Below are 23,094 nucleotides of genomic sequence, written 5' to 3' on the forward strand. Positions count from 1 at the left end.
GCCGGGCGGCTATACGCTCTCGCCTAGGCGGCGAGAGCGGTGAAGGCGGAGGCGTAGACCAGCCTGCCTGCCTCAGGTGCGTCGCCCCAGGCCAGCGCCTGTAGCGCCTCGCCCTGGTACTCGCTTTCGAAGTTCTCGGCACGCGCGTGGCTATAGCCGAAACGCCCGTAATAGGTGGGGTCGCCCAGCACCACGGCCAGCGTTTCGCCACCATCCCTGAGGCGGATATGCGCCTCGCGGATCAGCGCCCCGCCAATGCCGCTGCCATGGAACGAAGGCTCCACCGCCAGCGGCGCGAGCGCCACGGCCGCAAAATTCTTGCCGCCATTCTGGACGAACAGCCGCGAAAACAGGATGTGGCCGACCACCTGGCCGTCTTCTTCCGCCACCAGTTCGGCAACGGCGTCGCCACCGGTCACCAGCGCGTCGACCAGCCCGGCCTCCGCCTGCTGGCCGAAAGCGTGTTCCTCGACGAGGCGAATGGCCTCGCGATCCCGCGGCGTCGCCGCGCGTATCGACATCATGCTCATGAGAATTTCATTCCTTTTTCGATCTTCGCCCCGCGCAGGAATTCCGATGCGGCAGCGGGCCTTCCGCCCGCCCGTTGAACTTCGACCAGTCTGATCGCGCCTACTCCACAAGCGACCGTCAGCCGGTCATCGAGAATTCCTCCCGACTCGCCCAAATCTTCCGAAGGCGACAGGCCTTGCGATAGCGTCGAGCGAAGCAGTTTCAGCCGCTCCGGGCGGCCGCCAATTCCTATCTCGGACCAAGCGCCGGGAAAGGGCGACAGGCCACGAATGGTATTGTGAACCTCGCTCGCCGAGCGAGTCCAGTCCACGCGCGTCTCGGATTTATCGATTTTTTTGGCGTAGGTCACCCCTTCCACCGCCTGGTCGGCAAATGTCAGGGTGTTCCTTTCCAGTCCCGCCAGCGCTTCCACCATCAGGGTCGCACCGACACTCATCAACCGATCATGCAGATCGCCGGCTGTCATATCGGGTTCGATGGCGCATTTTTCAACCAGTCCGACCGGACCGGTGTCCAGACCCTCTTCCATGCGCATCACCATCATGCCGCTTTCCAGGTCACCGGCCATGATGGCGCGCTGGATGGGCGCGGCACCACGCCAGCGCGGCAGAAGCGATGCATGGCCGTTGATGCAGCCAAGCCGGGTTGCCTCCAGAACCGCCTTCGGCAGCAGCAGGCCATAGGCGACGACCACGGCGACATCAGCCTGCAGGCCACGGAACGCGGCCTGCTCCGCCTTGCCTTTGAGCGATACCGGGGTCCGCGTTTCGATGCCCAACCGCTCCGCCTCGCGCTGCACCGGTGACGGTGTCAGCTCCAGCCCGCGCCGTCCGGCGGCGCGCGGCGGCTGCGTATAGACGGCGGCGATGTCGTGTCCGGCCTCGGCAATCGCGCGCAACGTCGGCACCGAAAACTTCGGCGTGCCCATGAAGATGACGCGAAGGGGCATGTCCCCTATCCCGCCAGCTTGCCCGGCGCCTTGTCCCTGGCGAGCTTCTTGAATTTCTTCACCACCATGTCGCGCTTCAGTTTCGAGATGTGGTCGATGAACAAGACACCATTGAGGTGGTCGATCTCATGCTGCAGGCAGGTCGCCATCAGGCCCTCGGCCTCCAGTTCCAGCAACTTGCCGTCGCGGTCGAGATACTTGACCCGCACGGAGGCCGGGCGTTCGACCTCGGCGTAATAGTCCGGGATCGACAGGCAGCCTTCCTCATAGACGGAGCGCGCATCGGCGCTCTCCAGGATTTCCGGGTTGATGAAGACCTGCGGCGCCGGCGTCTCGTCTTCCTTGGCCAGATCGATCACCAGCATGCGCAGCGGCTCGCCGACCTGGATTGCCGCCAGCCCGATGCCTGGTGCGTCATACATCGTCGCCAGCATGTCGTCGGCTAATTTGCGCAGGGGCGCGTCGACACGCTCCACCGGATTGGAAACCTGGCGCAGGATGGGGTCGGGAAGGATGATGAGCGGCTTGATCGGCATGGCGTTCCACCTAAGACCTCCAGCGAAAAGCGTCAACCGTTGGGCTTGAGGCTCGTTCACGTTTTGATCTGTGCTATCAGGGCGAATCGTCTATGCTGTCCACATGAATGATCTGAGCACTATCCTTTCGGAGCCCGTCGCCCGGCTTGGCGCCACCACGATCACGCTCGGCCATGCGCTGGCCTTCGGCGCTTTGCTGTTTCTTGGCCTGTTCGTGGCGCTCGTGATCGCGCTGTGGCGGTCGGCCAAGGCGCGCGCTGTGGCGGCCGCGGAAGCCGCCGATCATGCCCGCGACGCCGAGGCACGGATGGCCGGCATTTTGCAATCGCAGGCCGAGATGCAGGGCCGCATGGGTGCCATCGCCGAGGTGTTCGGGGCGCGGCAGGCCGAGCTGACGCAGTCGATCGGCCAGCGCCTCGACGCCATGACCGGTCGTCTCGGCCAGACCATGACCGAGCAGACGAAATCGACGCATGAGAGCCTGGCCAAATTGCAGGAGCGGCTGGCGATCATCGATGTCGCACAGGGCAACATCCAGTCGCTCGCCGGCCAAGTCGTGCAGCTGCAGGCGATCCTCTCCAACAAGCAGACGCGCGGCGCCTTCGGCCAGTCGCGCATGGAGGCGATTGTTGCCGACGGCCTGCCGCACGGCGCCTATGAATTTCAGGCGACGTTGTCGAACGGCAGCCGGCCCGATTGCCTGGTGAAGATGCCGAACGGAGCGCCGTCACTTGCTATCGACGCAAAATTCCCGCTGGAAGCCTGGAACGCCATTCGCGCCGCCGATGGCGCCGATCTGCAGAAGGTCGCCTCGCAGGCCTTCCGCCGCGACATCGAGATCCATGTCCGCGATATCTCGGAAAAATACCTGATCCAGGGCGAGACGCAGGACACCGCCTTCATGTTCGTGCCGTCGGAATCAGTGTTCGCCGAGATCCACGAGAATTTCGAGGCGATCGTCCACAAGGCGCATCGCGCCCGCGTCGTCATCGTCTCGCCATCGCTGCTGATGCTGTCGATCCAGGTCATCCAGGCGATCCTCAAGGACGCCCGCATGCGCGAACAGGCGCATCTGATCCAGGGCGAGGTCATCCGGCTGATGGAGGACGTTGCGCGTGTCGACGAGCGGGTGCGCAAACTGCAGGTCCATTTCGGCCAGTCGGCCAAGGACATCGATGACATCCTGGTCTCGACCTCGAAGGTCACCAAGCGCGGCCAGAAGATCGAGGCACTGGAGTTCGGCGCGCAGCCCGACGGCGACGCCGCCGCGGACGCAGCGTCGCGGGCTCCGGCGGCGCAGGTCGAGCCCGGCCCGCGCGTTGCCGATTCGAAAACCGGACAGCTCAGGCTGAGGGTCGTCGAAGGCGATGATTGAGCCGCGCTACTGCTCCTCTACGGTGGTCATGCCCTGAAATTCAGGCAGCCAGTGCAGCGCCGAGCGGTGCCATTTCTGTTGTGTCGGGATCAAATCCTCGCGTTGCCGCGCGGTACCCGCTCGAATTCCATAGACCTTGGGACCATCTCCGACCGACGTGGCGTAAAGGTGCGAACCGCACTCGGCGCAAAAGGCCTGGGCGCGCTTGGCGCCAGTGGATCCTGTCTTGATATAGACCTTCGGCGTGCCCTTGGTGATCCGGTAATGATCCTCGGGCGCCGGAACCGTCACGCGAAAAGCCGTACCGGTCAGTTGCTGGCAATCCGTGCAGTGGCAGACATTCGTCTTTTCGGGATCGACCTCCGCCTCGTAGGTGATGGCGCCACAATGGCAGCCGCCGTCGATTTTCATCTTCGCTCCTCCAAAGGCTCTTTAATCAATCTTAGCGGGGCAAGACTGTGAGACAATGGCGCAGCGCTAGTCCAGAGCCGGATCGGATGCGGTGTCGATCAGCTTGCGCCGCTTCTCCCAGGTGCCTGATGTCTGCGGCTTGACGAACAGCCGCGTGATCTGCGGCATCTCCTTTTTCAACTTAGCCTCCAGGCGCTCGACGCAGGCTTCGATCTCGGGCGCCGTCAGACGATCCTCGAACTCGATGCTCAGGCCGGCGACGATCTCTGTCGGCCCCATATGGACGGTCAGGACGCCGTTCGCCCGCTGCACCGCCGGATCCTGCTGGGCGATCGCCAGGACCTGTCTCTGCACCTCGAGCGATGCCGGCTCGCCGATCAGCAGGCCCTTGCTTTCGCGTGCCAGGAAGATCGCCGTTGCGCCAAGGATCAGCCCAATGCCGATCGAGGCGGCGCCGTCGAGCTCGGGTATCTCCAGCAGCTCCGCCGCCAGTATGCCGGCGAAAGCGACGATCAGGCCGAGCAGGGCCGCACTGTCCTCGAACAGTACGGTGTAGACGCTCGGATCCTTGCTCGATTGCACGGCTTGCAGCCAGCCCTCCTTGCCCTTCTGCTGGCGAAACGCCTTCAGCGCCACCCACCACGAACTGCCTTCGAACAGGAAGGAAAGACCCAGAACGATGTAGGTCACCTCAGCGTTGGCGACCGGCTCCGGCGCCATGATATGGACCACGCCTTCGTAGAACGACACGCCCGCCCCAAGCGCGAAGACGAGGAGTGCGACGATGAAACTCCAGAAATACAGCTCGCGGGCGTGCCCGAGCGGATGCGTGCGGTCTGCCGGGCGGGCGGCGCGGTGCATGCCGTAGAGCAGAAGGCCGCCATTGCCGGTATCGACCAGCGAGTGCACGCCTTCCGACAGCATTGCCGAACTGCCGGTGAAGAAGGCGGCGCCGAACTTGGTCAGCGCGATGGCGAGATTGCCGGCGAGTGCGGCGTAGATGACTTTCTTTGAGCCGCCATGCCCGGCCATCGTATAGTCCCCGTTCGAGGCACCCAGTCTAACGACCAGACCGCCGAAGCTCCACAAACAACGCGCGAGTAGCCCGATCGTTCAAGACGGCGGCTGCCAAAGAGGTCGCCGGCCAAAGACCGGCGGGCAGGAGACGGCGACTATTCGACGATCTCTTCAGTCCACACCTTGAAGCCGGCGAGCGTGCCCGGCCCGAAAATATGGGTCAGCGGCACGTCGGCGGCGTCGCGGCCGGAGGCGATCAGGATGCGGCCGATGCGCGGCGCGTTGTTGCGCGGGTCGAAGACATGCCAGCGGCCGCCGAGATAGACCTCCATCCAGGCGCAGAAATCCATGCTCGCCCACGGCTTCGGCATGCCGATGTCGCTGATGTAGCCGGTGCAGTAGCGCGTCGGGATGTTGAGTGCCCGGCAGAAGGTGACTGCGAGATGCGCGTAGTCGCGGCAAACACCGCTCTGTTCGCGATAGGCTTCCGCCGCAGTGCGCGTCGGCCGCGCATTGCCGTAATTGAAGACGATATGGTTGTGGACGAAGTCGCAGACCGCCTGCACGCGTGGAATTCCGAGCGGCGTATGCCCAAATAGCCGCCACGCTTCGCTGGCCAGAAGATCGCTCTCGCAGAAACGACTGGGCAGCAGGAACAGCAGCGTGTCCGCCGGCAGGTCACGCACCTCGTGCTGCCAGGCCATCAGGTCGCCCATCTCGAAGGTGCCGGGATCGCGGATCACTGCATCAGTGCCGAAGGTGAAACGCCCGGGCGGCGCGACGAACCGGTTGCACCAGTTGCCGAAACTGTCGCGATAGCTTTCGATCGGCACCGGCGGGTTGGAGGTCAGGAAATCCGGCCGCTCGAGATCGGAGGCACGCGAATAGTGCACATTCAGCATCGCGATGAGCGGCGTTTCCTGAGGAAAGTCGAAGCTCATCTCGCAGCCGATGTGGATTCGCATTGTCGTCCTGACGGCCTGCCTGACGATCACCCGGCGAAGGCACGGGTTGATGCCGCAGTGCGAAGACAACCATGGCACGGACCGCCATGGTTTACGAGCAAATTAGAAACCGGTTGAAAGCGAGCCGCTGACGGCGGCAGCAGTCGCTAACCCCTTGCAGTCGGGCGGTTCTCTTGTTTCACTTCGCTTCCCACATTAGGAGGAACGAATCATGGCTAAAGGTGCGATGAAGGCAGGCAAGGAAGCCCGCAAGCCGAAGAAGGATGCCAAGAAGCCGGTCCCGGCTCCGGCCCTGAAGGCCCCGCCGGTCAAGGCGATGAAGCTCAAGGACAAGTAAGTCCGGTCCATCCGCTTCGGAATAGAACAGCGACCGGCAACGGTGTTGCCGGTCGCTGTTGATCGAGCGCCCGAAATTCCTATGTTGGCGTGGCGGGGACGATCTCGCGCCTCCCCAAAAATCCGGACGGGACGACCCGCCATTGTTTGATTGATCGTCGGACTCCGAAAATCACTTTTCGGTCCGGTGCTCTGATGGAGCGTTGTCGATGTCGTGGATTCTTCTCTTTTTTGCCGGCCTGTTCGAGATCGGCTGGGCAATCGGCCTCAAATACACCGATGGCTTCTCGAAGCTGGTGCCGACCGTGCTGACCGTTGCCTCGATGGTCGTCAGCCTTGCTCTGCTTGGCCTGGCGCTGAAGGCGCTGCCGGTCGGCACCGCCTATGCGGTGTGGACCGGCATCGGTACCGTCGGGACGGCACTGCTCGGCATCTGGCTGCTCGGCGAGCCAGCCACCGCGATCAGGCTGGCCTGCATCGCGCTCATCGTCTGCGGCATCATGGGGCTGAAGTTCGCCGCCTGAGCATAGCGGCGGGCAAACACGTTCAGGGCCGCTGTGAGGCGACCCTGATTCTCGAAGCAGATTGCTTCGTAGCCTTGAGGCTAGCGGGCGGAGAAGCCCGGAGGCGTCCTGCCGGTGCGCTGCTTGCGCGCTGCATAACGCGCATCGCGCTTGGCCTTGCGTTCGGCTTCGTCGGCCAGAAAACGGGCGATGCGCTCGTTCTCTTCGGATTCCCGAATCTTGGCCTCAGCCTGTGCAGCTTCCTCGGCGGCGATACGTGCCGCCTCGGCTGCCGCCTCGCGCTCGGCCTTCTCAACCGCTTCGCGTGCCAGCTTTTCCTGCTTCAGCCGGGCCTTTTCGGCCTCGCGGATTTCGCGAGCCGCGAGGATCGCCTTGCGTTCGGCCTGCCGCGCCAGCACTGCGGGATCATCCGCCGCCGGCTTTGCCTTGAAGCGCTCGAGGAGCGCCTTCTTTGCCTCGTTTGCGGCGTTGCGCCGCTCGAAAACGTCTTTTTCCCTATAGATAGCCAAGTCCACTTCCCTGAAGTCAATTCGCGACGCTTACATACGCGCGAAAATCGAGAGTTCAAGCGCCAAAACGGCATGGCAGCCATGAAATTGTTGGCTGTTGCAGCCGGGAGACGCCTTTTCGGCGAAAACCGACATGCACTGTTCACCGTCCGCCCCTCTGGCGGCGCGGCTGGCGGATGGCTACCTCTAGCCGCAAAACCCAACATCAGGATGACATCAAATGGAACTCGGTCTCTACACCTTCGCCGACGTCAGCCCGCAGCCGGGCCCCGGCGCCATCGGCCCGCATGAGCGGCTGCGCAACCTGATCGAGGAGATCGAACTGGCCGACCAGGTCGGCCTTGACGTCTTCGGCCTTGGCGAGCACCACCGGCCCGATTATGCCGCCTCGGCACCGGTCGTGGCCCTGGCTGCGGCCGCCGAGCGCTCGAAGCGCATCAAGCTGACCAGCGCGGTCACCGTTCTGTCCTCCGACGACCCGGTGCGTGTGTTCCAGCAATTTGCCACGCTCGACCTTCTGTCGGGCGGCCGTGCCGAGATCATGGCCGGGCGTGGCTCGTTCATCGAATCCTTTCCGCTGTTCGGCTACAACCTCGAGGACTATGACGAGCTGTTCGCCGAAAAGCTCGATCTGCTGCTTGCCATCCGCGATAGCGTGAAGGTCACCTGGTCCGGCAATCTGCGTGCGCCGATCAACGATCGCGGCGTGTATCCCCGGCCCTTCCAGGACAGGCTACCGGTCTGGATCGCCATAGGTGGTACGCCGCAATCCGCCGCCCGCGCGGGCGCGCTCGGCCTGCCGCTGGCGCTCGCCATCATCGGCGGCGAGCCGGCGCGCTTCGCGCCGCTGTTCGATCTCTATCGTGAGGCCGCCCAGCGCGCCGGCAACGATCCGGCTGATCTCGCCACCAGCATCAACGTGCACGGCTTCGTCGCCGAGACGACCGAGCAGGCGGCCGACGATTTCTACGGCCCGCAGGCGGAAGTGATGAACCGCATCGGCCGCGAGCGCGGCTGGGGTCCGACATCGCGGGCGCATTTCGATCAATCGTGTGGCTCCAATGGCGCCTTGTTCGTCGGCAGTCCCGAGCTGGTGGCCGAGAAGATCGTCGCCCAGCACAAGATCTTCGGCAATGACCGCTTCCTGCTGCAGATGGCGATCGGCATCATGCCGCATGCCAAGATCATGAAGGCGATCGAACTCTACGGCACCAGGGTGGCGCCGATCGTGCGCAAGGAAACGGCCAAGGCCGCGCCGGCGCTGGCAGCGTCCGTCGCCTGAGCCAACGGCAAGGCCTGCGGGCGCGGGGCCTTGCCAGCTAACGGAACCTTGAAGCCACGCCAGCGTTTTCGGTCGACGGATTGCACCAATTGCGGTGCGCCGTTGAGGGACCATGATGAAGGCCGACCCCGCCGCTTTGGGCGCAGACGTTGCCGAGGTTGAAGACGCGCGCGTCGCGGCTCGCGCCGACACGCATCTGATGCGTTCACTGCTCATCGGCATCTTCCTGTTCATGGCCATCTACGCGCTCTACTTTGCCCGCGCTTTCTTCATGCCGGTCATCCTGGCTTTCCTGCTGGCTCTGACGCTGACGCCCATCGTTCGGCTGCTGCGCAAGCACGGCATCCCCGAAGTGATTTCGGCGACCCTTCTCGTGCTGTTGTCGATCTGCATCCTTGCCAGCGCCGGCTACCTGCTCAGCGGCCCGATCATCGAGCTCATCAACAACACCTCGTCGATCGGCCAGCAGCTCACTGAACGGCTGGCGCAATTGCGGCGACCTTTCGAGAAGATCATGCAGATCTCGCACCAGGTCGAGCAGCTGACCCAGACGTCGCAGGAGCCGGGCATCCAGAAGGTGGCGGTGGCGCAGTCCGGCATGATGTCGGCGGCGGCCAGCAACATCCTGTCGGGGGGAACAAGCCTCACCATCATCTTCGTGTTGTCGCTATTCCTGCTCGCGTCCGGCACGATGTTCTATGAAAAGATCATCCAGTCCTTCGCCCGTCTCAGCGATAAGAAGCGGGCGCTGCGCGTCGTCTATGACGTGGAACGCGAAATCTCGCACTATCTGCTCACCGTCACCATCATCAATGCCGGTCTCGGCGCCGTCATTGGCCTCGGCCTGTGGGCACTCGGCATGCCCAACCCGATGGTCTGGGGCGTCGCTGCCGCCCTGCTCAATTTCCTGCCCTATGTCGGGGCGCTGTTGACCATCGTGCTTGTCGCGGTCATGGCGCTGATCAGCTTCGACACAATCTCCTACGCGCTCTTGGCGCCGGCCTTCGTGCTGTTGTGCGACATCGTCGAAGGCCAGTTCGTCACACCGATGGTGGTCGGTAGGCGCCTCGAGATCAACGCCGTGGCGATCTTCATCGCCATCGCCTTCTGGTCATGGCTGTGGGGCTTCGTCGGCGCGCTGATGGCGGTGCCTCTGCTGGTTGTCATCAAGGTGTTCTGCGATCACTTCGATGGGCTGCGCCACGTCGGCAATTTTCTCGCCGCGCAGCAGACGACCGTCGTCGAGGAGGACGACAGCGCCGACACCGAACCCGCGAAAGGCTGATCAATATTTTTGAATTTGCGGCGTCGCCGGGCGCGTCCTACATGCGATCCTGACACAGGATACCCCTCATGACCGAACTTTCCGTTCTCGACCTGTCGCCGATCATCGAAGGCAGCAATGCCTCGCAGTCGCTGGCCAACTCACTCGATCTTGCCCGCCATGCCGAGCGGCTGGGCTACAAGCGCTTCTGGCTGGCCGAGCATCACAACATGCCGGGGATCGCCAGTGCGGCAACCGCGGTCGTCATTGCCCATGTTGCCGGCGGCACGAAGACCATTCGTGTCGGTGCCGGCGGCATCATGCTGCCCAACCATGCGCCGCTGGTCATTGCCGAGCAGTTCGGCACGCTGGCCGCCTTGCATCCGGGCCGCATCGATCTCGGCATCGGCCGGGCGCCCGGCACCGACATGGGCACGGCCCGCGCCTTGCGTCGCAACCTTGAGGCAGGCGTCGACAATTTCCCGCAGGATGTCGTCGAGCTGATGGGCTATTTCCAGCCGGCCGAGGAAGGCCAGCGCATTCGCGCCGTACCCGGCGAAGGCCAGAACGTGCCAGTCTGGATCCTCGGCTCCAGCCTCTACGGCGCGCAGCTCGCCGCCATGCTCGGCCTGCCCTACGCCTTCGCCTCGCATTTCGCGCCGGCGGAGCTGGATCACGCGCTGGACGTCTACCGCTCGCGCTTCCAGCCGTCGGAACAGCTCGACAAGCCGCATGTCATGCTCGGCCTCAACGTCTTTGCCGCGCCAACCGATGCCGAGGCACGTTTGTTGTTCACCTCGTTGCAGCAGGCTTTCGTCAATCTGCGCACCGGCCGGGCCGGCCGGCTGCCGCCGCCTGTCGAGAACTATGACCGCGATCTCGATCCGATGGCCAAGACCATGCTCGGCCAGGCATTGTCCTGCGCCGTCGTCGGCTCCCCGGAAACGGTCCGGCAAGGCATCGATGCCTTCGTGCGTCGTACCGGTGCCGACGAGCTGATGGTCACCGCGCAGATGTTCGATCATGCGGCGCGGGTGCGGTCGTTCGAGATCCTCGCCGAGGCCCATAAATCATTGTCGCAAGCGGCCTGACAGTCCCGGTGCGAAATACTCCTGGCTTGGAAGGTGGGGTCCGCCTCTGCTAAAGGCAGGCCACCCTACCGCTAGATCGAGTACCGCCGTGAACAATGACCATGACGCCCGCATGCAATTTGCCATCGATCTGGCGCGTCGGGCAGGCGACCTCGGCCTGAGATATTTTCGCGATCTGGAAAACCTGACCATCGAGAGCAAGGGTCATCAGGACCTGGTCTCGGACGGTGACCGCGAGGTCGAGCTGTTCATCCGCGCGGCAATCGCCGCTGACTATCCGCAAGACGGCATCGTCGGCGAGGAACACGCGTCTGTTGTCGGCTCGACAGGCTATGTCTGGGTCATCGACCCCATCGACGGCACCGCCAATTTCGTGCGCGGCATTCCGGCCTGGTGCGTGGTGATCGCCTGCGCCAGGGACGGGGAGGCCGTGGTTGGCGTCATCCATGAGCCGTCGACCGGCGAGACGTTTCACGGCAGGCTGGGCGGCGGCGCCTTCGTCAACGGCCGGCCGATCAGGACCAGTGCGGCCACCAGCATCGAGGAAGGTTCTGTCGGGACCGGATTTTCGAACCGCGCCGACACCGAAAATGTCGCCGTGCTGATCCGCAAGCTGTTGGCCGATGGCGGCGTCTTCTTCCGCAATGCGTCCGGCGCGCTGATGCTCGCCTATGTCGCCGCCGGCCGGCTGCTTGGCTATGTCGAAGAGCACATGAACGCCTGGGATTGCCTGGCTGGCATGCTTCTGGTCGAGGAAGCCGGCGGCACGGTGGTGAAACCAGATCCGAAGTCGGTGCTGCAGGACGGAACCCTGGTCATCACGGGCGGCAAGGGCGTCTTCCCGAAGCTGCACGCGCTTTGTTCGGAAGCGTTCAAGCTCTGAGATACGACGCGTCAGGCGCTCACGCTCTGCGCCATCGCCCCGAGCGGGCGGCATGAATTGCGGATCATCAGCCGGCCCTTGAGCACCAGTTTGCGCGGCGGCGCGTCCCTGTTGCCGGCGAGACGGTCGAGAAGCAGATTGGCCGCCTGTTCGCCGATCGCCTGCACAGGCTGGGCCACCGTGGTCAGTTGCGGCTGGAACACATCGGACCATGGAAAGTCGTCGAAGCAGGCAACCGAAATGTCTTCCGGGCAGGACAGGCCGATATCGCGGATCGCCTTCATGGTGCCGATCACCATAGGGTTGTTGGCGGAAAATATCGCGCTCGGCCGATCGTGCGAGGAAAGCATCTGCATGGTGGCGTTATAGCCGTCGATCTCGTGGAAATTTCCGAAGCGGATCAGCTCCTCCGCGATCGGCAGGCCGGCAACGTGAAGCGCCTCGCGGTATCCCGCCATGCGGTCATGCATCGGCGAAATGTCCGACGTGCCGGTGATGTAACCGATGCGTCGATGGCCAAGGTCGATCAGATAGGTGATGGCGTCGAACACCGCGCGCTGGTTGTCGAGGACCACGGCATCTGTGTCGACGCCCTCGCAGATGCGGTCGAGCAGCACGACCGGCACATTGGCGTCGTCGACGATCCCCTTGAGGATCGCGCCGTCGCCGACGCGCGCCACGATCAGTCCGTCGACCATACGGTCGAGCAGCAGCCTGATCTGGTCGTCCTGGGTGTTCAGGTCCTCGTCCGTGCAGCACAGCATGACGGCATAGCCGGCCCGGTCGAAGGCCTGCTGGATGACCGAGACGACGTCGGTGAAGAACGGGTTGGTGATGTGCGGCACGGTCAGCCCGATGGTGCGGGTCGTGCCCATCTTAAGGCTGCGGGCGATCGCATTGCGCTTGTAGCCGATATCGCGGATCGCCTGTTCGATGCGCTGGCTGAGTTCCGGGCTGACCGTCGCCGTGCCGTTGATCAACGCCGACACGGTGGCGACCGAGACACGCGCCGCCTCAGCCACGTGAAGCATTGTGGGTGCGGTGGATCTGCGCTGTTTTTTTCGCCCTGACGCTGTCATTTTCGAAACGTTTCGTCACCCATTGCTGCCAATACCTACGGAATGCCGCCTTTTTTAGCAAGAATCGAAATGCGTCAAACTTCCGTCACTGGATATCGGCTTGACACGATCGAAACGTTTAGATTAGCGTTTGCGGGAAATTGACGACGACGGAAGGGAGGCCGCCATTGTCATGGAACACGCGAGTTCCCTTTCCCCGGAGCACGATGCGGCGGATCGGTCGGACACCGTTCTGAGAGCCGAGCGTATCTCCAAGAGCTTCGGCGGCATCGCCGCCCTGGTCGATGTCGGCTTCGAGCTGCGACGCGGCGAGGTTCATGCCTTGATGGGCGAGAACGGCGCCGGCAAGTCGACGCTGATGAAGATCCTCTCCGGCGTCTACACCGGCTATGAAGGTACGGTCTGTGTCGATGGCCGCCCCGTCAGCTTCGCCGGCGTGCGCGACGCCGAGGATGCCGGCATCGCCATCATCCACCAGGAGCTCAACCTGGTGCCCGAACTCAGCGTTGCCGACAACATCTTCCTCGGCCGCGAGAAGCTCATCGCCGGGCTGATCGTCGACCGCAAGGCGAGCAGCCGCGCGGCGGCTGCCTTGTTGCAGCGGCTCGGCATCGAACTCGATCCGCAAGCCCGCGTCGGCGCCCTCCGTGTCGGCGAACAGCAACTGGTCGAGATCGCCAAGGCGCTGTCGATGTCGGCACGCATCCTGATCATGGATGAGCCGACCTCGGCGCTATCGCCGGCCGAATGCCAGCGGCTGTTCCGCATCATCCGCCAGCTTGCCGAGAGCGGCGTCGCCATCGTCTACATCTCGCACCGCATCGACGAGGTCATGCATCTGGCCGGCCGCGTCACCGTGTTTCGCGACGGGCGCCATGTGCTGACCGAGCCGATGGCCAGGCTCGACGAAGACGCGATCATTTCGGCGATGGTCGGACGAAACCTGCTCGCTTCCTCCCAGGAAGAGCGCCACTCCGGCGGCAAGATCGTGCTTTCGGTCGAAAACCTCTCGCTGTCGAAGCCCGATGCGCATGGCTGGCGCATGGTGATCGACGGCGTCGGCTTCGATCTTGCCGCCGGAGAAATCCTCGGTATTGGCGGGCTTCTGGGTTCGGGCCGCACCGAGATCCTGGAAGCGATCTTCGGCTCGAGCGATGGCCGCACCGGTGGCGAAATCCAGGTCGACGGCCGGCCGGTGGATATCCGTTCGCCTCGCGATGCAAGGCGGCTCGGCATTGCGCTGGTCACCGAGGATCGCAAGACGCAAGGCCTGCATCTGCAGGCGTCGATCACGGACAATGTCGCGCTGCCGCTGGTCGGATCGCTGGCGCGCTTCGGGTTCCGTTCGCTGGCCGGCGAGCAGGGATTGGCGCGGCAGGCGGTCAAGGCGCTCGGCATCCGCTGCCAGGACATCGACCAGCCCGCGGGCACGCTGTCGGGCGGCAACCAGCAGAAGGTCGTCATCGGCAAGTGGCTGGCGACCAGGCCGAGGGTTCTGTTGCTGGACGAGCCGACACGCGGCATCGATGTCGGCGCCAAGCGCGAGATCTACGACCTGATCTTCAAGCTGGCGCGAGATGGTCTCGCTATTGCCGTCATCAGCTCGGAACTGCCGGAGCTGCTGCATCTCTCCGACCGCATCCTGGTGATGGCCGATGGCCGCCAGACAGGCATTCTTTCCCGCGACGCGGTCAGCGAGGAGGCCATCATGCGTCTCGCCGCCCCGCGCCGGACCATATCGAGACCAGCCGCATGACTGCCCTGAAGCTCCTGTCCCGGACCAAGCTCTATTGGGGCCTGATCGCCATCTTCCTCATCGGCGTGCTGGGCTCGCCGATGAGTTCGAAGGGCAACAACATCTTCCTCTCCTACGGCAATCTGCTCGACGTGCTGCGCCAGGTGTCGACCACCGGGCTGATCGCCACCGGCATGACGGCGGTGATCATCACCGGCGGCATCGATCTCTCCGTCGGCTCGCTGATGGCCATCTGCTCGGTGGTCTGCGCCATGCTGCTGACGGTTCCCGGCGTGACGCCGGGCGTCGTGCTGGGCGTGCCGACCGTCGCACTGGTGGCGCTTTGCCTCGGCTTCGTCGTCACCCGCTTCATCTTCCAGAACCTCGCAAAATCCCGTGCCGGCGCCGATCTCGTCCGCGAGATCAGGCTTGACGGCATTCGCGGCCTGGTTACGCCCGCCGTCGTCGGCGTGGTCCTGTGCTGTCTGTCCCTGTGGTACCTGCTGCCGCAGATCGGGTCGAAATTCGGCGTGCTCGGCGTGCTTTTGGTGGCGCCGTGCGTCGGCTTGCTGTTTGGTGCGCTCAACGGCTTCATCATCGTTGCCGGGCGGTTGCAGCCCTTCATCGTCACCCTGGCGATGATGGTGACGGCGCTCGGCATCGCCCGGCTGACCGCCGGCCAGAACAATGCGGTGCTGCCGGTCTATACCGGCTCGAACGCCACCGCCGATTTCGAGATCCTGCGCTCGCTGGTGTTCGGCGTCATCCCGATGCCGGGGCTGTTCTTCCTCGGTGCGATTGTGATCTACGGCGCGGTGCTGCGCTTCACGCCGTTCGGCCGCTATGTCTACGCCATCGGCGGCAATGAGGAGGCGGCGCGGCTTTCGGGTATCGCCGCCGGCCGCGTCAAGATCGCCACCTATGCCATCTCCGGGTTGCTCGCCGGCATCGCCGCCGTGCTCTATGTCGCGCAGTACCGGCAAGGCAAGCCGGATGCCGGCGCCGGCTTGGAGCTCGACGCCATTGCCGCCGTCGTCATCGGCGGCACCAGCCTGATGGGCGGGCGCGGCAGCCTCACCGGCACGTTCTGCGGCGTGCTGATCTTCGGCCTGCTCTCCAACATCCTGCAGCTCCACAACATCAATTCGAACCTTCAGCTGGTGCTGAAGGGGATGATCATCATCGGCACCGTGCTCGTGCAGGAGCGCAATGCCGGTGATCTCCTGGCCTATCTGCGCCTGCCCGGCGGGCAAGCGGCGCACAAGGAAACGGCCGCGGCAAAGCGGCCGTCGCAAGAGACCCCGTCTCTCAATCTCGGAGGAAACAAAAATGAAACGACGTGACATGCTGAAGCTTGCCGCCATGACCGCGGCCCTGCTGACCACCACCGCGCTGACGACCACCGGCAATGCCTTCGCCCAGGACAAGAAGTGGAAGATCGGCTTCTCGCAGGTGACGACCATCGAGCCCTGGCGCGCGCAGTTCAACAAGGACATCCTGGCCGAAGCCGCCAAGCATCCCGAGGTCGAGCTGATCATCACCGACGGTGAAGACAAGACCGAAAAGCAGGTCGCCGATGTCGAGAACCTGATCCGTCAGGAGGTCGACGCGCTGCTGGTGTCGCCGAAGGAATCCGCCGGCCTGACCGGCGTCGTGCAGCAGGCGATCGATGCCAAGATCCCGGTCTTCGTGCTCGACCGCAATGTCGACACCAAGGACTACACGCAGTTCGTCGGCGGCGACAACGCGCTGATCGGCCGCGCGGCCGGCGAATATGCCGTCGAGCTGCTGGGCGGCAAGGGCAAGGCGGCGGGCAACGTCGTCGAGATCTGGGGAGGCATGGGCACCCAGCCGGCGCATGACCGTCATGACGGTTTCCACGAGTTCACCGACAAGGAGCCGGGCATCAAATATCTGCTCGATCAGCAGTCAGGCGACTGGAAGCAGGACCAGGCCTATAATCTGATGGCCAACGCGCTGAAGAGCAACGAGAAGATCGATCTCGTCTACGGCCACAACGACCCGATGGCCTATGGCGCCTATCTTGCCGCCAAGGACGTCGGCCGCGAGAAGGACATCAAGTTCATCGGCATCGACGGCCTGCCCAATGAAGGCGTGCAGATGGTCAACAAGGGCGAGCTGACGGCGACCTTCACCTATGTTACCCCCGGCGCCGAAGGCTTGCGCCAAGCGATCAAGTTCCTCAACGGTGAGAAGGTCGAAAAGACCATCACTCTGCCGACCGAGAAGATCACCAAGGAAAACGCCGCCCAGGTGCTGAAGGACAACGGCCTCTGAGCCAAAACGTCCTGCCGGGTGCTTTTTAGCGCCCGGCAGATCGACCTACGCCAGCTTCGCCAGCAGTTTCATGAAGGTGGCGATCTCCTTGGCCGAGAGCGGCGCCAGCGTTTCCTGGGTGATCTCGCGCGCCAGCGGGATCAGGCGCTCGATGGCGTCGCGGCCTGCCGCGGTCAGATTGACCAGCAGCCGCCTTTTGTCGACCTCGTGCTTGGAAAGCTCGACTAGGCCGCGCGCCTTCAGCCGGTCGATGACGCCCTTCACCGTCGCCGCGTCCATGGCGATCAGCGTGCCGAGCTGGTTCTGCGAGGTCTCGCCGACATCGCGCAGCTTGGCCAGCGCCGCGAATTGCGGCGGCGTCAGATCACCGATACGCGCGGCAAAGATCGAGACATGGCGCTGATGCGCCTTGCGCAGGATGAAGCCGACCTGCTCCTGCAAGAGGTAATCCTGGTCGTCAGGCTCTTCGGCCTCGACCGGCTTCAGCAGATTGTCCTCGGCGCTCACCGCAGCCCGTCCCAGGCCTTGATATCCCCAGCGGCCAGGCCGCCCATGCGGTCGTGCACGCGCGGACCGCAGGTCATGGCGAGGCAGAACAGGATTTCGTCGGGGCGTGGGCCATCGCTGATGCCGACTTCCATGGCGTCGAAATGGCTGCGCACATAGGCGGCGTTGATGTGGCCGAGCGGCACGTCGAGTTTTGAACCGAAAGCGCCGACCTTCTTCGCCGACGGCACGATCGCCTTGGCGTCGCCGAGCCGTTCGCGCATGGCGTAGCCGCCGGGCACATGCCAGAGCGCACCGTGCTCCAGCTCACCCGCTGTGCCGACGATGGCGCCCTTGCCGTAGCCGTCGATCTGCTTGACGTCGCCGCCGAGGGCCGCAATCAGCCGGTCGGCGAGCAACAGGCCCAGCGGCTTCAGATCGTCCATGGCGCTCTGCAAGTCCTCGACATAACGCCCGGCGAACGGGTTCTTGACCAGCGCCATGGCGGCGGCGCGGCGGCGCGGCATCTTGGCCAGCGGCCCGCCTTCGTGAAAGATCTCTTCGGTCAGCACCGCGATCTTGCGGATTGGAAACTCAGGCATGGGCAACTTCCTTCCCGGGACTTTTGTTGGGCGCAGCAAGCGCAACCGAGCCACTGATGCGGATCTCACCGCCAAGAAACAGCGCCGATCCGGCAATCAGGCCGCGCCGGCGAAAATCTTCGGCGACGGCAAGGCCATTGTCCAGCGCCCGCGCCACTTCGCCAAGTGCAAGCGTGCCGACGCCATGTGTCACCAAGCGCGCGCCGAGATCGCTGTCGGGCGACAGTTCGTGTGCGGGAATGCGCTTGATGGCCGGATTGCCGGGCAGGTCTACCGCGTTGGCAATGAGCGTCGCCGCCGCATCGGCCTCGGCGCCAGTCCGCGCGAGCACGGTGACGGCGTCGGCAATGCCAAGTGAGAAGGAGCGGCCGCGCCAACCGCTGGTGGCGACGCCGCGAACGCCATCTTCCGCGCGGATCGTGATCCGGTCCGCCATGTGGTTGCCGGTGCCGGCAATCGCCAAGCCCATCGACCGGCCCTTGCCGATATGAATTGCACAGTCGCCGCCATTGTTGACATAGGCGCGCTCGAGCTTGCGATCGGCAAGCAACGCGGCGAGCATTTCGTCGGCTACCGATCCCGCGACTGCGGCCATCGGTGTTATGAAACATTCCGCCAGGGGTATGACGGCTGCTTCCATACGGCGCGCCGTCGGGCCGTCAAAGGTGCGCGGCGCCAGGAAAAACGCCGGGAGCCGCAATTCGGGGAGCTCCTCGACCAACTCGATCAGGATCGTCTGAAAGCGCGCGACGGCTTGAGTGTAGGCAGCACGACACTCATCCGCCTCGCCAAAGGCCTCGACGATCAGGTCGATCGGCCCGTGGTTGAGATGCAGCCGCTTGCCGTCCTGCAGCCAATGCGTTTGCGGGCCGTCCATCATCCGGTCTCGTTCGACGCAGCGCGGCGCAGTTGCGCCAGTGGTGGCCATGGATTGCTGGCTGCGGCACCGGTGCCGCGGCGCGGATTGAAATATTCGCCACCCTTGGCAACGATATCCTCGACGCTGCGGATCTCTGCCTCGTAGCCCCCGAGCCTGATATAGTCGTCGCGGCGGAGCGTGAATTCGATCGGCGCCACCAGTGCGGGGGTCGGCACATAGCCGAAGGCGCCCTCCGGCACCCTGGTGACATCGACCATCAGCGTGATGCCGCCGCCCGGCCAGACATAGACCGGCGCGCCGCCGACCGTGACATAGGTGGTCAGGCCCTGCACGGAACGGGTGAGATTGACCGGGTTTTCAGTGACGCCGGCACGCAGTGAACCGCCGGCACCGCCGACGAACAGCACGGTGCACAGCGCAGGCTCGCAATTGTCCTCGATCAGCCCGACGGACTTTTGCAATCGCTCGGGAAACGGCTTCTGCACCGGTTTCAATTCGTCGTCGAGTTCGTAATAAGCGAACTGCTCGCCGGTGGTCGAAACCATCAGCAGCGACAGCCCTGGCCGCGCGCCCTTCTTGGCGTTCCATTCGCCGAGGATCGACAGCGGGTCGGAAATGCTGGTGCCGCCCCAGCCCAGCCCGGGTTCGGAGACCTTGAAATAGCGGCCCGGCGTCGAGCGGCGGCCGATTATTTTTATCCCGGTATCCTGCCAGCCGAGTACCTTCCCAGCCTGATGCTCGGAGACGACACCGGTGATGTGGTCGTCGACCACCACCACCTCGTCGACCAGGCCGCGCCATTGCGTGGCGAACATGCCGATGGTGGCCGAACCGCAGCCGACACGCATGCGGTGTTCCTGCTTGCCGTCGATGACAGGCGGTTTGCCGGCTTCGACTATTAGGGTGGCGCCGCCGTCGATGGCCAGTTCCACCGGCTTGCGGTTGCACAGATTGAGCAGCGCGTCGCAGGTCGCGCGGCCTTCGGCCTTGGAGCCGCCGGTCAGATGATGCACACCGCCCAGCGACAGCATCTGCGAGCCATACTCGCCCGTCGTGACATGGCCGATCGCCTCACCTTGCGATCGCACAACAGCCGTTTCGGGTCCGATATGGCGGTCGGTGTCGATCTTCACCTTGACGCCACAGTAGGAGAAGATGCCCTCGGTGACGACAGTGACGAGATCGACGCCTTCGACTTCCTGGCTGACGATGAAGGGGGCCGGTTTGTAGTCGGGATAGGTGGTGCCGGCGCCGATGGCGGTGACAAAACGGCGGCCGGTGTTGACCAGTTCGCCGTCCCACGCCTCGCCCTCGGCGATGAACGGCACGATAGCCGCGCCGGTCTCCGCCGCATGGTCGAGGATGGTCAGCGGGTCCATCCGCACGATCCTGCCGCCGACATTGCCGTAGCGGTCGCAGGCACCGGTGCGGCCATCGGCGATGTAGCACATCACCGGACAGGCATCGCAGCGGATCTTCTCCGCCACCTGCTTCTCGCCGGGATCATGCGTCTCGAAGCGCTCGGCAAGCTCGCTCATCGGCGTGCCTCCTTTTCGCGAATGGCGGCGCGGATACGCGTCGGCGTCGCCGGAACCTTGGTGACCAGGACGCCGGTGGCATGGCGGATGGCATTGAGGATCGCCGGCGCCGTCGGGATCAGCACATGCTCTCCCAAACCCTTGGCACCAAAGGGTCCTTCCGGGTCCGAAACCTCTATCAGGATGGTTTCGATCGGCGGCACGTCGCCAATCGTCGGGATGAGATAGTCGTGCAAATTCTCGGTGCGGCCGGGGATGTACTCCTCCATCAGCGCCATGCCGATGCCTTGCGCGATGCCGCCTTCGATCTGGCCTTCGACCAGCAGCGGGTTGATCGCCTTGCCGACATCGTGCGCCGCGGTGATCTTGATCAGCTTCACGGTGCCGAGCTTGAGGTCGACCTCCAGTTCGGCGATCTGCGCGCCATAGCCGTAGACGGCGTAGGGTTTGCCCTGTCCCTTGGCATCGAGCGGCAGCGTCGGCGGATCGTAGGTCTCCTCGGCGCGGAAGACGAAGCCTTCGGCATCCACGTCCAATGTCTCGAGGTCGATGCGGCGGGTGGCTTCGCCTTCGCGGATGACGATAGCCGGGCCGTCGAGTTGCAGGGTTGCGTTTTCGGAAACATTGGCAAAGCGCAGGATCTTTTCGCGCAAGGCGCGGCCGGCCTTCTCGGCCGCCTTGCCGGTGACGAAGGTCTGGCGCGAGGCTGATGTCTTGCCGGCGTCGGGAGTGATGGCCGTATCGGCGCTCTTCAGCCGGAATCTTTCTAGCGGCAGGCCGAGCGCGTCGGCGCAGATCTGGGTGATGACCGTGTTCGAACCCTGGCCGATATCGACGGCGCCCTGGTGCAGGATGACCGTGCCGTCAGCCGCGATGCCGACCCGGATTGTCGACGGGTTGGGAAGCGAGGTGTTGCCGCAGCCATACCAGCACGACGCGACGCCAACGCCGCGCTTTCTATCCCGATTGGCACTGTTGAATGCCTCCGTATCAGCCGTCGCGCGCGCCCAGTACGGCCGCAGCGATTCGAGGCACTCGGCTATGCCGACGCCGGAGTCCAGAAGCTGCCCGGTAACCGTTTCGGAACCGTTACGAAGGCAGTTCTTCAAGCGAAAATCGAGCCGGTCCATGCCGAGCTTGCCGGCCAGCTCGTCATAGAGCGTCTCCTGCATGATCGTCGCCTGCGGCACGCCGAAGCCGCGGAAAGCGCCTGAGATCGGCCCATTTGTGTGGATGGCGCGGCCCTCGGCACGGTAGTTCGGCGTCGCATAGGGGCCGGAGGCATGCACCGGCACGCGGTTGGCGACCGTCGGCCCCCAGCTGGCATAGGCGCCGGTGTTGAAATCGCCTGAGAAGATCATGCCGGTGACAAGGCCATCGGCATCGGCGCAGATGGTCGCTCGCATCACGGCTGGATGGCGCTTGGTGGTCGAAGTCATCGATTCGGTGCGGGTGTAGGCGAGTGCCGCCGGCCGCCCCGTCTTCAGCGCCACAAGGCCGATCAGCGGCTGCAGCGAAACGTCGAGTTTCGAGCCAAAGCCGCCGCCGGTCGCGGTCGGCACGATGCGCACCTTCTCGACGGCAAGGCCGAGCACCTTCGCCGTCTCGTCGCGGTCCATATAGGGCGCCTGGGTGCAGGCGACGACGACCAGTGTGTCGCCGTCCAGATAAGCATAGCCGGCTTCCGGTTCGATATAGGCGTGCTCGACATAGGAGGTGTCGATGGCGCCGGAGACGGTAAACGCGGCACTGGCAAGCGCCGCTTCCGGGTCGCCACGCTCGACGAAGCCGGAGGTCAGCAGGTTCGCCGGGCGGTTTTCGTGGATCAGCCTGGCACCGCTGGCCTGCGCTTCGGCCGACTGCAGAAAATGCGGTAGTTCGCTCCAGCGAACCGGAAAGTCCGACAGGTCGAGATCGACGATGGCCTCACGCTCACCGGCGACCAGCGCCACCGCCTCGCCGCGTAGGCGCGCAAACCCTTCGGCCAGCGCCGGCTGGTCGGCGAACGGGCCGATGACGCCGAAACAGTTTTTCCCTGGAATGTCGGCGGCCGTGAAGACACCGGCGATACCGGGATGCGCCTTCGCCCATCCGTCGAGGTCGCCGAAGGCGAAGCTGGCGTGATAGTGCGGCGAGCGGACCACCAGCACGGCCAGCGCATCGGCCGGGAAGGAATCGCCACCGAATTTTTCACCGCCGGTGACCTTCGGCACGCCGTCGAGCCTGACGGGTGAGGAGCCGATCGCATGGCCGGACTGAGGCAAGCGGTAATCGAGGCTTGCCGCCTGCAGGGAGGCATCCATCACCGCCGCGATGATCTTCCGGTAGCCGGTGCAGCGGCACAGAATGCCGCCCAGCGCATCCTGCACTTCGGTCTCGGTCGGACTGGGCTGCTTGTCGAGTAGCGCGGTTGCGGCGACCAGCAGCGCCGGCGTGCAGATGCCGCATTGCGCCGCGCCATGGTCGAGGAACGAGGCCTGCAGCGCCGACAGCCGACCATTGGCGAGGCCTTCGACTGTCGTCACCGAGGTACCAGCGGCGGAAGCCGCCGACATCAGGCAGGCGCAAACGGGATCGCCGTCGACCAGCACCGTGCAGGCGCCGCAGTCACCGGCATCGCAGCCGACCTTGGTGCCGGTCAGCCCCAATTCGTCGCGCAGCACCAGGGAGAGCCGGCGCAGCGGAGGCACATTGACCGAAATGGCGGTGCCATTGACCTCAAAGGCGATGTGGGCGCGCGCAGCGCCGAAGCCAGGCTGGACGTTGCCGAGATCGGGCAGGGCTTTACGCATATCAGGCTGAA

At 64.4% G+C, this 23,094-nt stretch carries 23 protein-coding genes; 10 read left to right on the top strand and 13 right to left on the bottom strand.

The window, feature by feature from the left end; translation table 11 throughout:
- Nucleotides 1-23: 23 nt before the first annotated feature.
- The 3 genes from ASD12_RS25330 to def are packed head-to-tail and all read right to left on the bottom strand — an operon-like array spanning nt 24 to nt 2,016.
- Entirely contained in the window at nt 24-530 is a 507-nt protein-coding gene (locus tag ASD12_RS25330; RefSeq protein ID WP_056592866.1) for an N-acetyltransferase, read from the bottom strand.
- On the bottom strand, nt 527-1,480 hold the full coding sequence (gene fmt / locus ASD12_RS25335; RefSeq protein ID WP_056592869.1) for a methionyl-tRNA formyltransferase: 954 nt from the start codon (nt 1,478-1,480) through the stop codon (nt 527-529). Before fmt ends, ASD12_RS25330 begins: the two co-directional genes overlap by 4 nt.
- Nucleotides 1,481-1,485: 5 nt before the next feature.
- Nucleotides 1,486-2,016, bottom strand: coding sequence for a peptide deformylase (gene def, locus ASD12_RS25340; protein ID WP_056592872.1), 531 nt, complete (start codon nt 2,014-2,016; stop codon nt 1,486-1,488).
- 103 nt (nt 2,017-2,119) lie between these two features.
- On the opposite strand from def, the gene ASD12_RS25345 reads away from it, so the two are divergent.
- The gene (locus tag ASD12_RS25345) at nt 2,120-3,391 is read left to right on the top strand and encodes a DNA recombination protein RmuC (protein ID WP_056592875.1); all 1,272 of its coding nucleotides are present in this window, start codon (nt 2,120-2,122) and stop codon (nt 3,389-3,391) included.
- Nucleotides 3,392-3,397: 6 nt separating this feature from the next.
- On the opposite strand, the gene ASD12_RS25350 is transcribed toward ASD12_RS25345, so the two are convergent.
- From ASD12_RS25350 to ASD12_RS25360, 3 genes are all read right to left on the bottom strand, one after another.
- The gene (locus ASD12_RS25350) at nt 3,398-3,802 is read right to left on the bottom strand and encodes a GFA family protein (RefSeq protein ID WP_056592879.1); all 405 of its coding nucleotides are present in this window, start codon (nt 3,800-3,802) and stop codon (nt 3,398-3,400) included.
- Between the two features lie 66 nt (nt 3,803-3,868).
- Nucleotides 3,869-4,834, bottom strand: a complete 966-nt coding sequence (locus tag ASD12_RS25355; RefSeq protein WP_056592882.1) for a cation diffusion facilitator family transporter — start codon at nt 4,832-4,834, stop codon at nt 3,869-3,871.
- Between the two features lie 140 nt (nt 4,835-4,974).
- Nucleotides 4,975-5,784, bottom strand: coding sequence for a transglutaminase family protein (locus ASD12_RS25360; RefSeq protein ID WP_056592885.1), 810 nt, complete (start codon nt 5,782-5,784; stop codon nt 4,975-4,977).
- Nucleotides 5,785-5,995: 211 nt separating this feature from the next.
- Between ASD12_RS25360 and ASD12_RS35810 the strand changes: the two genes are divergently transcribed.
- Together ASD12_RS35810 and sugE are read left to right on the top strand one after the other, a co-directional pair.
- Entirely contained in the window at nt 5,996-6,121 is a 126-nt protein-coding gene (locus ASD12_RS35810; protein ID WP_082525676.1) for a hypothetical protein, read from the top strand.
- A 208-nt stretch (nt 6,122-6,329) separates the two neighbouring features.
- Entirely contained in the window at nt 6,330-6,644 is a 315-nt protein-coding gene (gene sugE, locus ASD12_RS25365) for a quaternary ammonium compound efflux SMR transporter SugE (RefSeq protein ID WP_056593424.1), read from the top strand.
- Between the two features lie 80 nt (nt 6,645-6,724).
- On the opposite strand, the gene ASD12_RS25370 is transcribed toward sugE, so the two are convergent.
- Nucleotides 6,725-7,153 (bottom strand): DUF6481 family protein, encoded by a 429-nt coding sequence (locus ASD12_RS25370; RefSeq protein WP_023761392.1) that lies wholly within the window; start codon nt 7,151-7,153, stop codon nt 6,725-6,727.
- A 220-nt stretch (nt 7,154-7,373) separates the two neighbouring features.
- On the opposite strand from ASD12_RS25370, the gene ASD12_RS25375 reads away from it, so the two are divergent.
- From ASD12_RS25375 to ASD12_RS25390, 4 genes are all read left to right on the top strand, one after another.
- Nucleotides 7,374-8,435: an LLM class flavin-dependent oxidoreductase gene (locus ASD12_RS25375; RefSeq protein ID WP_056592888.1), complete on the top strand. Its 1,062-nt coding sequence runs from the start codon at nt 7,374-7,376 to the stop codon at nt 8,433-8,435.
- Nucleotides 8,436-8,550: 115 nt separating this feature from the next.
- Nucleotides 8,551-9,720: an AI-2E family transporter gene (locus ASD12_RS25380; protein WP_056593427.1), complete on the top strand. Its 1,170-nt coding sequence runs from the start codon at nt 8,551-8,553 to the stop codon at nt 9,718-9,720.
- 68 nt (nt 9,721-9,788) lie between these two features.
- Entirely contained in the window at nt 9,789-10,790 is a 1,002-nt protein-coding gene (locus tag ASD12_RS25385) for an LLM class flavin-dependent oxidoreductase (protein ID WP_056592891.1), read from the top strand.
- A gap of 88 nt (nt 10,791-10,878) precedes the next feature.
- Nucleotides 10,879-11,673, top strand: coding sequence for an inositol monophosphatase family protein (locus ASD12_RS25390; RefSeq protein WP_056592895.1), 795 nt, complete (start codon nt 10,879-10,881; stop codon nt 11,671-11,673).
- Between the two features lie 11 nt (nt 11,674-11,684).
- Here the strand turns inward: ASD12_RS25390 and ASD12_RS25395 are convergent, their stop codons facing one another.
- Nucleotides 11,685-12,704: a LacI family DNA-binding transcriptional regulator gene (locus ASD12_RS25395; protein WP_056592899.1), complete on the bottom strand. Its 1,020-nt coding sequence runs from the start codon at nt 12,702-12,704 to the stop codon at nt 11,685-11,687.
- A gap of 220 nt (nt 12,705-12,924) precedes the next feature.
- Here ASD12_RS25395 and ASD12_RS25400 point away from each other — a divergent pair, with 220 nt between their 5' ends.
- Genes ASD12_RS25400 through ASD12_RS25410 form a run of 3 tightly spaced genes read left to right on the top strand, consistent with a single transcriptional unit; the run spans nt 12,925 to nt 16,785 of the window.
- Nucleotides 12,925-14,508, top strand: coding sequence for a sugar ABC transporter ATP-binding protein (locus ASD12_RS25400; RefSeq protein ID WP_056592902.1), 1,584 nt, complete (start codon nt 12,925-12,927; stop codon nt 14,506-14,508).
- Nucleotides 14,505-15,830, top strand: a complete 1,326-nt coding sequence (locus ASD12_RS25405) for an ABC transporter permease (protein ID WP_056592906.1) — start codon at nt 14,505-14,507, stop codon at nt 15,828-15,830. The genes ASD12_RS25400 and ASD12_RS25405 overlap by 4 nt, the downstream gene beginning before the upstream one ends.
- The gene (locus tag ASD12_RS25410) at nt 15,817-16,785 is read left to right on the top strand and encodes a substrate-binding domain-containing protein (RefSeq protein ID WP_056592910.1); all 969 of its coding nucleotides are present in this window, start codon (nt 15,817-15,819) and stop codon (nt 16,783-16,785) included. Before ASD12_RS25405 ends, ASD12_RS25410 begins: the two co-directional genes overlap by 14 nt.
- Nucleotides 16,786-16,830: 45 nt before the next feature.
- Here the strand turns inward: ASD12_RS25410 and ASD12_RS25415 are convergent, their stop codons facing one another.
- The 5 genes from ASD12_RS25415 to ASD12_RS25435 are packed head-to-tail and all read right to left on the bottom strand — an operon-like array spanning nt 16,831 to nt 23,083.
- The gene (locus ASD12_RS25415) at nt 16,831-17,292 is read right to left on the bottom strand and encodes a MarR family transcriptional regulator (protein WP_056592912.1); all 462 of its coding nucleotides are present in this window, start codon (nt 17,290-17,292) and stop codon (nt 16,831-16,833) included.
- Nucleotides 17,289-17,873 (bottom strand): amino acid synthesis family protein, encoded by a 585-nt coding sequence (locus ASD12_RS25420; protein ID WP_056592915.1) that lies wholly within the window; start codon nt 17,871-17,873, stop codon nt 17,289-17,291. Before ASD12_RS25420 ends, ASD12_RS25415 begins: the two co-directional genes overlap by 4 nt.
- Entirely contained in the window at nt 17,866-18,750 is an 885-nt protein-coding gene (locus ASD12_RS25425; protein ID WP_056592917.1) for a thiamine biosynthesis protein ApbE, read from the bottom strand. Before ASD12_RS25425 ends, ASD12_RS25420 begins: the two co-directional genes overlap by 8 nt.
- Entirely contained in the window at nt 18,750-20,291 is a 1,542-nt protein-coding gene (locus ASD12_RS25430) for a hypothetical protein (RefSeq protein WP_056592920.1), read from the bottom strand. Before ASD12_RS25430 ends, ASD12_RS25425 begins: the two co-directional genes overlap by 1 nt.
- On the bottom strand, nt 20,288-23,083 hold the full coding sequence (locus ASD12_RS25435; protein WP_056592922.1) for a molybdopterin-dependent oxidoreductase: 2,796 nt from the start codon (nt 23,081-23,083) through the stop codon (nt 20,288-20,290). The genes ASD12_RS25430 and ASD12_RS25435 overlap by 4 nt, the downstream gene beginning before the upstream one ends.
- Nucleotides 23,084-23,094 lie beyond the last annotated feature (11 nt).

Origin of the sequence: Mesorhizobium sp. Root102 (assembly GCF_001425625.1) — a bacterium.
Taxonomy (GTDB): domain Bacteria; phylum Pseudomonadota; class Alphaproteobacteria; order Rhizobiales; family Rhizobiaceae; genus Mesorhizobium.

What these genes read in the sequence shown, in the direction of transcription:
- ASD12_RS35810 (WP_082525676.1), top strand. Translation starts at nt 5,996, where the DNA reads ATGGCTAAAGGTGCGATGAAGGCAGGCAAGGAAGCCCGCAAGCCGAAG.
- ASD12_RS25420 (WP_056592915.1), bottom strand. Translation starts at nt 17,873, where the DNA reads ATGCCTGAGTTTCCAATCCGCAAGATCGCGGTGCTGACCGAAGAGATC.
- ASD12_RS25355 (WP_056592882.1), bottom strand. Translation starts at nt 4,834, where the DNA reads ATGGCCGGGCATGGCGGCTCAAAGAAAGTCATCTACGCCGCACTCGCC.
- ASD12_RS25410 (WP_056592910.1), top strand. Translation starts at nt 15,817, where the DNA reads ATGAAACGACGTGACATGCTGAAGCTTGCCGCCATGACCGCGGCCCTG.
- ASD12_RS25385 (WP_056592891.1), top strand. Translation starts at nt 9,789, where the DNA reads ATGACCGAACTTTCCGTTCTCGACCTGTCGCCGATCATCGAAGGCAGC.
- ASD12_RS25330 (WP_056592866.1), bottom strand. Translation starts at nt 530, where the DNA reads ATGAGCATGATGTCGATACGCGCGGCGACGCCGCGGGATCGCGAGGCC.
- def (WP_056592872.1), bottom strand. Translation starts at nt 2,016, where the DNA reads ATGCCGATCAAGCCGCTCATCATCCTTCCCGACCCCATCCTGCGCCAG.
- ASD12_RS25400 (WP_056592902.1), top strand. Translation starts at nt 12,925, where the DNA reads ATGGAACACGCGAGTTCCCTTTCCCCGGAGCACGATGCGGCGGATCGG.
- fmt (WP_056592869.1), bottom strand. Translation starts at nt 1,480, where the DNA reads ATGCCCCTTCGCGTCATCTTCATGGGCACGCCGAAGTTTTCGGTGCCG.
- ASD12_RS25395 (WP_056592899.1), bottom strand. Translation starts at nt 12,704, where the DNA reads ATGCTTCACGTGGCTGAGGCGGCGCGTGTCTCGGTCGCCACCGTGTCG.
- ASD12_RS25435 (WP_056592922.1), bottom strand. Translation starts at nt 23,083, where the DNA reads ATGCGTAAAGCCCTGCCCGATCTCGGCAACGTCCAGCCTGGCTTCGGC.
- ASD12_RS25350 (WP_056592879.1), bottom strand. Translation starts at nt 3,802, where the DNA reads ATGAAAATCGACGGCGGCTGCCATTGTGGCGCCATCACCTACGAGGCG.
- ASD12_RS25375 (WP_056592888.1), top strand. Translation starts at nt 7,374, where the DNA reads ATGGAACTCGGTCTCTACACCTTCGCCGACGTCAGCCCGCAGCCGGGC.
- ASD12_RS25345 (WP_056592875.1), top strand. Translation starts at nt 2,120, where the DNA reads ATGAATGATCTGAGCACTATCCTTTCGGAGCCCGTCGCCCGGCTTGGC.
- ASD12_RS25405 (WP_056592906.1), top strand. Translation starts at nt 14,505, where the DNA reads ATGACTGCCCTGAAGCTCCTGTCCCGGACCAAGCTCTATTGGGGCCTG.
- ASD12_RS25430 (WP_056592920.1), bottom strand. Translation starts at nt 20,291, where the DNA reads ATGAGCGAGCTTGCCGAGCGCTTCGAGACGCATGATCCCGGCGAGAAG.
- ASD12_RS25425 (WP_056592917.1), bottom strand. Translation starts at nt 18,750, where the DNA reads ATGGACGGCCCGCAAACGCATTGGCTGCAGGACGGCAAGCGGCTGCAT.
- ASD12_RS25360 (WP_056592885.1), bottom strand. Translation starts at nt 5,784, where the DNA reads ATGCGAATCCACATCGGCTGCGAGATGAGCTTCGACTTTCCTCAGGAA.
- ASD12_RS25380 (WP_056593427.1), top strand. Translation starts at nt 8,551, where the DNA reads ATGAAGGCCGACCCCGCCGCTTTGGGCGCAGACGTTGCCGAGGTTGAA.
- sugE (WP_056593424.1), top strand. Translation starts at nt 6,330, where the DNA reads ATGTCGTGGATTCTTCTCTTTTTTGCCGGCCTGTTCGAGATCGGCTGG.